The organism is Pseudogemmobacter lacusdianii (genome assembly GCF_030848395.1).
GTDB classification, from domain to species: domain Bacteria; phylum Pseudomonadota; class Alphaproteobacteria; order Rhodobacterales; family Rhodobacteraceae; genus Pseudogemmobacter; species Pseudogemmobacter lacusdianii.
In genome coordinates this window covers 1-5,132 of sequence record NZ_JAVDBT010000035.1, presented here as the reverse complement: position 1 = coordinate 5,132, position 5,132 = coordinate 1, and the positions used below count along the sequence as shown (strand labels likewise).

Here is a 5,132-nt window from a genome sequence, read left to right as displayed (position 1 = left end):
ACGTCGCGGTAGAAGTGCTCGACGGGGAAGTCGGACATATATCCCGAGCCGCCGTGGATTTGGACGGCGCGGTCGGCGACGCGGCCGACCATCTCAGAGCAGAAGAGCTTGCAGGCGGCGGCTTCTTTGATGATCCGGGCCTTTTCGTCAAAGAGCCGTGCGGTCTCGAGCACCATAGCGCGGCCGGCCCAGGTCTCGGTGCCGCTGTCGGCGAGCATCGCTTGGATCAGCTGATGCTGGGCGATCGGCTTGCCGAACTGGCTGCGATTGTTGGCAAAGCTGACCGATTCTGCGCAAAGCCGCTGCGCTTGGCCGACGCAGATCGCCGAGATGTGCAAACGGCCACGGTTCAGAACCTTCATCGCGGTCTTGAAGCCAAGACCTTCAACGCCGCCGATCACGGCATCCGCCGGCACGCGGACATTTTCCAAGATCACATCGCAGGTCTTGGTGCCGCGCTGGCCCATCTTGCGGTCGATCTTGCCCAAGGTGATGCCCGGCAGATCTGCCGGAACGAGGAAGGCGGTGACGCCCGAAGGCCCCGGCCCGCCGGTGCGTGCCATCAGGGTAAAGACGCCGGCCACCGGCGCATTGGTGATGAAGCGCTTGGTGCCGTTGAGGATGTAGTGATCGCCGTCGCGCACCGCCGTGGTGCGCACCGCGCCCGCATCCGAGCCAACCTCGGGCTCGGTCAAAGCGAAGGAGCCGATCACCTCGCCCGAAGCCATGCGCGGCAGCCAATATTGCTTTTGCGCCTCGGTCCCGTCGACGATAATGCCTTGCGAGCCGATGCCATTGTTGGTGCCAAAGACCGAGCGGAAGGCCGAGGAGGCGCGACCAATCTCAAAGGCGACCAGCGCCTCTTCTTCCATCGTCAGGCCAAGCCCGCCGTATTCCTCGGGGATCGACATGCCAAAAAGCCCAAGCGCGCGCATCTCATCGATCAGCGCATCGGGGATGGCATTGTCCTCTTCGACCTGAGCTTCCGCAGGGATAAGCCGCTCGTCGACAAAACGGCGCAGCGTGTCGAGCAAGCCTGCCAGCAATTCCGGATCTCTGATCATGTTTTTCCTCTTGGAAACGGGCCCGAAGAATCTTCTTGCGCCCAAAGGCTGGCACAGCTTAACTTCCGCTTCAACAGGAAACGGAATTTTGTTTCAATATCCGATGAGCGCCAGAGACTGGCCTTCTAAACGGCACTGAGACACCAAGAAGCTGAGGCGAGAATGACCACCCAGATCGCGCTACAACCGCTGGCCCCTTGGGTCAAACTGGAGACGACCCCAGAAGATTGGGCTGCGGTCGAGGGCCGGGATCTGGTGCATTGGTATGGCCAGATGCTCTTGGTGCGGCGCTTTGAAGAGCGGCTCTTGGAGCTGGAGAAGGCCGGGCTCATCCACGGCCCCGCCCATGCCTCGATCGGCCAAGAGGCCGGTGCGGTCGGCGCGATGTCGGCGCTTAACACCTGCGATATGATCAACGGCACCCACCGGGCGCACCATCAGGTGCTCTTGAAGTTGATCAACCCCGAGATCCCCGAAGGCTGGGATCCGCGCAAAGACGACTTCACCCCCGGCATGGACAATGCCATTTACCAGTTCATGGCCGAGATCATGGGCCTGAACCCCGGCTATTGCGGCGGGCGCGGTGGCTCGATGCATATGCGTCATGCGGCTTCGGGCGTGGTGGGCACCTCGGCCATCGTGGGCGGCAACCCGCCCCATGCTGCGGGCTATGCTTTGGCCGATAAGATCCTAGGCCGCGATCAGGTCTCGGTGGCTTTCTTCGGCGATGGCGCGACGCAGAACGGCGCCAGCTATGAGGCGATGAACATTGCCGCGGCGCAAAGCCTGCCGGTGATCTTCTTCATGGAGAACAACCTTTACGGCGTCTCGACCCGGATCACCGATGTGACCCGCGACATTCGGCTCTCTTCGCGGGGCGCAATGCTCGGCATCCATGCGATCGAGGTCGATGGCATGGATGTCGTCGCTGTGCATCTGGCGATGGAAGAGGCGCGCCGCGTGATCAGCGAGACCGGCGGCCCGGTGGCGATCGAAGCCACGATGTACCGCTACTACCACCAATCGGGTGGCCGTGCGGGTTCGGACTTTGGCTATCGCACCAAGGAAGAAGAAGAGGAATGGCGCGCCCGCGACCCGATCGCGCTGGCCGAGGCCCGTCTGGAAGAACTGGGCCTTCTGACCGAAGCCGATCGTCTGCGCATCGACGCTTTGGTCACCAGCCGCGTGGCGCAAGTCTCGGCCGCTTTGACCGAGACAGTGCCCGGCGGCAATGCTTTGCGCATCCCCGACCACCTTTGGCCCGATGCCAAGACGGTGGATGATGGCATCCTTGGCGATCTGAGCGAACTCAATGATCAGCGCTTCTTGGATCATGAGGATCTTAAAAACCTGCCGACCGAGAAGACCCGCTTCATCACCGCCGCTGCCGAAGCGCTGGGTGCGGCGATGGAACGCGATCCGCGGATCATCGTCATGGGCGAGGATGTCCACCAGATGCGCGGCGGCGTCAGCGGCATGACCCGCGTGGCGCTGGAGCGTTGGCCGGGCCGCGTGCTGCCGATGCCGATTGCCGAGAACGGCTTCACCGGCGTGGCGCTTGGTGCCGCGCTCAACGGTCTGCGCCCGGTGATCGAGATCATGTTCGGTGACTTCTGCTTCACCGCTGCCGACCAGATCGCGCATGGCGTGGGCAAGGTCCGTCACATGTTCGGCTCGGGCTTCCCGGTGCCGGTGGTGATGCGCGTCCGCGTCTCGCCGCATACCGGTTACGGCTCGCAGCATTCGACCGATCCTTCGGCGCTCTTTGCGCTCTTCCCCGGCTGGCGCATCGTCAGCCCCTCGACCGGCTTTGACTATGTTGGCCAGCTCAATGCGGCTTTGTGCTGCGATGACCCGGTCGTCATCATCGAACATACCGAGTTCTATCAGCGCGAGTTCGAGCTGCCCAAAGGCGATCGCAGCTACTTGATCCCCTTCGGCAAGGCCCACGTCGCCCGCCAAGGCTCGGAATGCACCGTGCTGGCGACCTCGGTCATGGTCGGCCATGCGATCAAAGCGGCCGAGGCTTCGGGGATCGATGCCGAGGTGATCGACCTGCGCAACCTTGACCATCACGGCATGGATTGGGAGACGATCGGCGCTTCGATCGCCAAGACCGGCCGTGTGGTGATCGCCGAGCAGACCGCGCGCAGCATGTCGATGGGCGCGATCTGGGCCGATGGCATCCAAAGCCGCTTCTTCGACAGCCTTGACCATGAGATCGTCCGCGTCACCGGCAGCCTCTCGGCGCCGACCGTCTCGGCGGTGCTGAACCGCGCCGCCCTTGCCACGGCCGAGGATGTCCGTCGCGCGCTGGAACTGATCACCGGCCGCGCCTAAAGCATAACCACCAAGGGCGCGCCGTTTGGTGCGCTCTTGCTATAAAAGACCTTGGGTCAAAGAGCCCAGAACAACCGGAGAGACTATGCGTTCGATTACCATCCCCTTTGCGCAAGGCCTGCTGGGCAAGCTGGCGCTGAGCGTGAGTGTTGTTGCGGCTTTGACCAGCTTGTCCAGCCCCGCCGCTTGGGCCGAAGAGCGTGCCTTGATCATCGCGCGCGACATGGACATCAACTCGCTCGACCCGCATCGCGCTTGGTGTGACACCTGCCAGATCTACAACACCTCGGTTTATGAGCAGCTCTTCACCGTGGGCGCCGACAACCAGCTGAAGCCGCTTTTGGCTTTGAGCTATGAAAGCAATGCCGACCAAACCGAGTTCACCTTCAAGCTGAACCCGGCCGCCAAATTCTCCGACGGCTCGCCGGTTGAGGCCAAAGACGTGGTCTGGACCTTCCAGCGTCTGAAGAACATCAAGGGCAGCGCCTCGTTCGTGGCCGATCCCATCGCCTCGATGGAAACCCCGGATGCGCATACCGTTATCTTCAAGCTCGTCGCTTCGAACTCTGAATTCCCCTCGCTGACCGCTGGTCAGATGTCGGGCATCCTCAACAGCGACGTGCTGATCGCTCAAGGCGCTGTCGCCGATGAGACCGCAGCCGAGAAAGACGAAGCCGAAGGTTGGATGATGACCAACTCGGCCGGTTCGGGCCCCTTCGTGCTGGGCGCTTATGAGCCGAACACCGAGCTGCGTCTGGTGCGCAACGACGCCTATTGGGGCGATGCGCCGGGCGTTCCGGAAGTGATCTTCCGTCAGGTCAAAGATGCCGTCTCGCAAGCGCAGATGCTGCAATCGGGCAGCGTCGATCTGGCGATGCAGATCGACCCGGACACGCTGAAGACCCTCGAAGGCTCGGATGTGGTGATCTACAACAAGCCCTCGTTCAACTTCGTCTATCTGACCCTGTCGCCGGGCGCGAAAGACAATGAAGTGGCGCTGACCCCGGAAGTGCGCGAGGCCGTCTCGCTGGCCGTGAACCGCGCTGAGCTCATTGAGTTCACCCTTGGCGGCCAAGGCCAGCCGATCGCCACGCCGATCCCGCTGGGCTTCCCGGGTGGTGACGGCCATACCATGCCCGAGTTCAACCCCGAGAAGGCCAAAGAGCTGCTGGCCGCTGCCGGCCATGCCGATGGTTTTGCCATCTCGGCGGTCTATCCGGACCTGAACGTCTATGGCGTGGACTTCAACCTTGCCATGCAGAAGATCCAGCAAGATCTTTCGAAGGTCGGTATCGCAGTGAATCTGCAGCCGGTGCCCTTCCCGAACTGGCGTGAGCAAGCCAATGGCGACGGCATCCCGATGTCGATGGTCTTCTTTGCCCCCGACTTCTTCGGCACCTCGCAATATGTCGACGTCTTCGGTCTGATCGAAGGCTCGGTCTGGTCGAACCGCGCTTCGGGCGGCGGTGAGCCGATTGTGAACCCGAACATGGCCGCTGTCCGCGACGCCGCTCTGGCCGCCGCAACCCCGGAAGAAGCCGCCGCGAAATGGTTCGAAGCTGGTGAGATGATGATCGAAGACCGCGTCATCCTGCCGCTCGTCAGCCCCGACATCATCCTGGCCCACGCCCCCGATCTCAAAGGCGTCCGCTACAGCGCATGCTGCAACCTGCCGCTGGCCGAAATCTCCATCGGCGAATAAATCAAAAACAAATCCCGGCGCAAAAA

At 62.4% G+C, this 5,132-nt stretch carries 3 protein-coding genes; 2 read left to right on the top strand and 1 reads right to left on the bottom strand.

The genetic code is table 11. The features are described 5' to 3' along the window. The coding region (locus Q9295_RS17860) for an acyl-CoA dehydrogenase family protein (RefSeq protein ID WP_306681942.1) at window positions 1-1,064 on the bottom strand (1,064 nt) is incomplete at its 3' end. A gap of 162 nt (window positions 1,065-1,226) precedes the next feature. On the opposite strand from Q9295_RS17860, the gene Q9295_RS17855 reads away from it, so the two are divergent. Then, window positions 1,227-3,404 carry an alpha-ketoacid dehydrogenase subunit alpha/beta gene (locus Q9295_RS17855; protein WP_306681941.1) on the top strand — a complete coding sequence of 726 codons (2,178 nt, stop codon included), beginning with the start codon at window positions 1,227-1,229 and terminating at the stop codon, window positions 3,402-3,404. An 85-nt stretch (window positions 3,405-3,489) separates the two neighbouring features. Beyond that, complete coding sequence (locus Q9295_RS17850; RefSeq protein WP_306681940.1) at window positions 3,490-5,106, top strand: ABC transporter substrate-binding protein; 1,617 nt, start codon at window positions 3,490-3,492, stop codon at window positions 5,104-5,106. The last annotated feature ends 26 nt before the right edge of the window (window positions 5,107-5,132 follow it).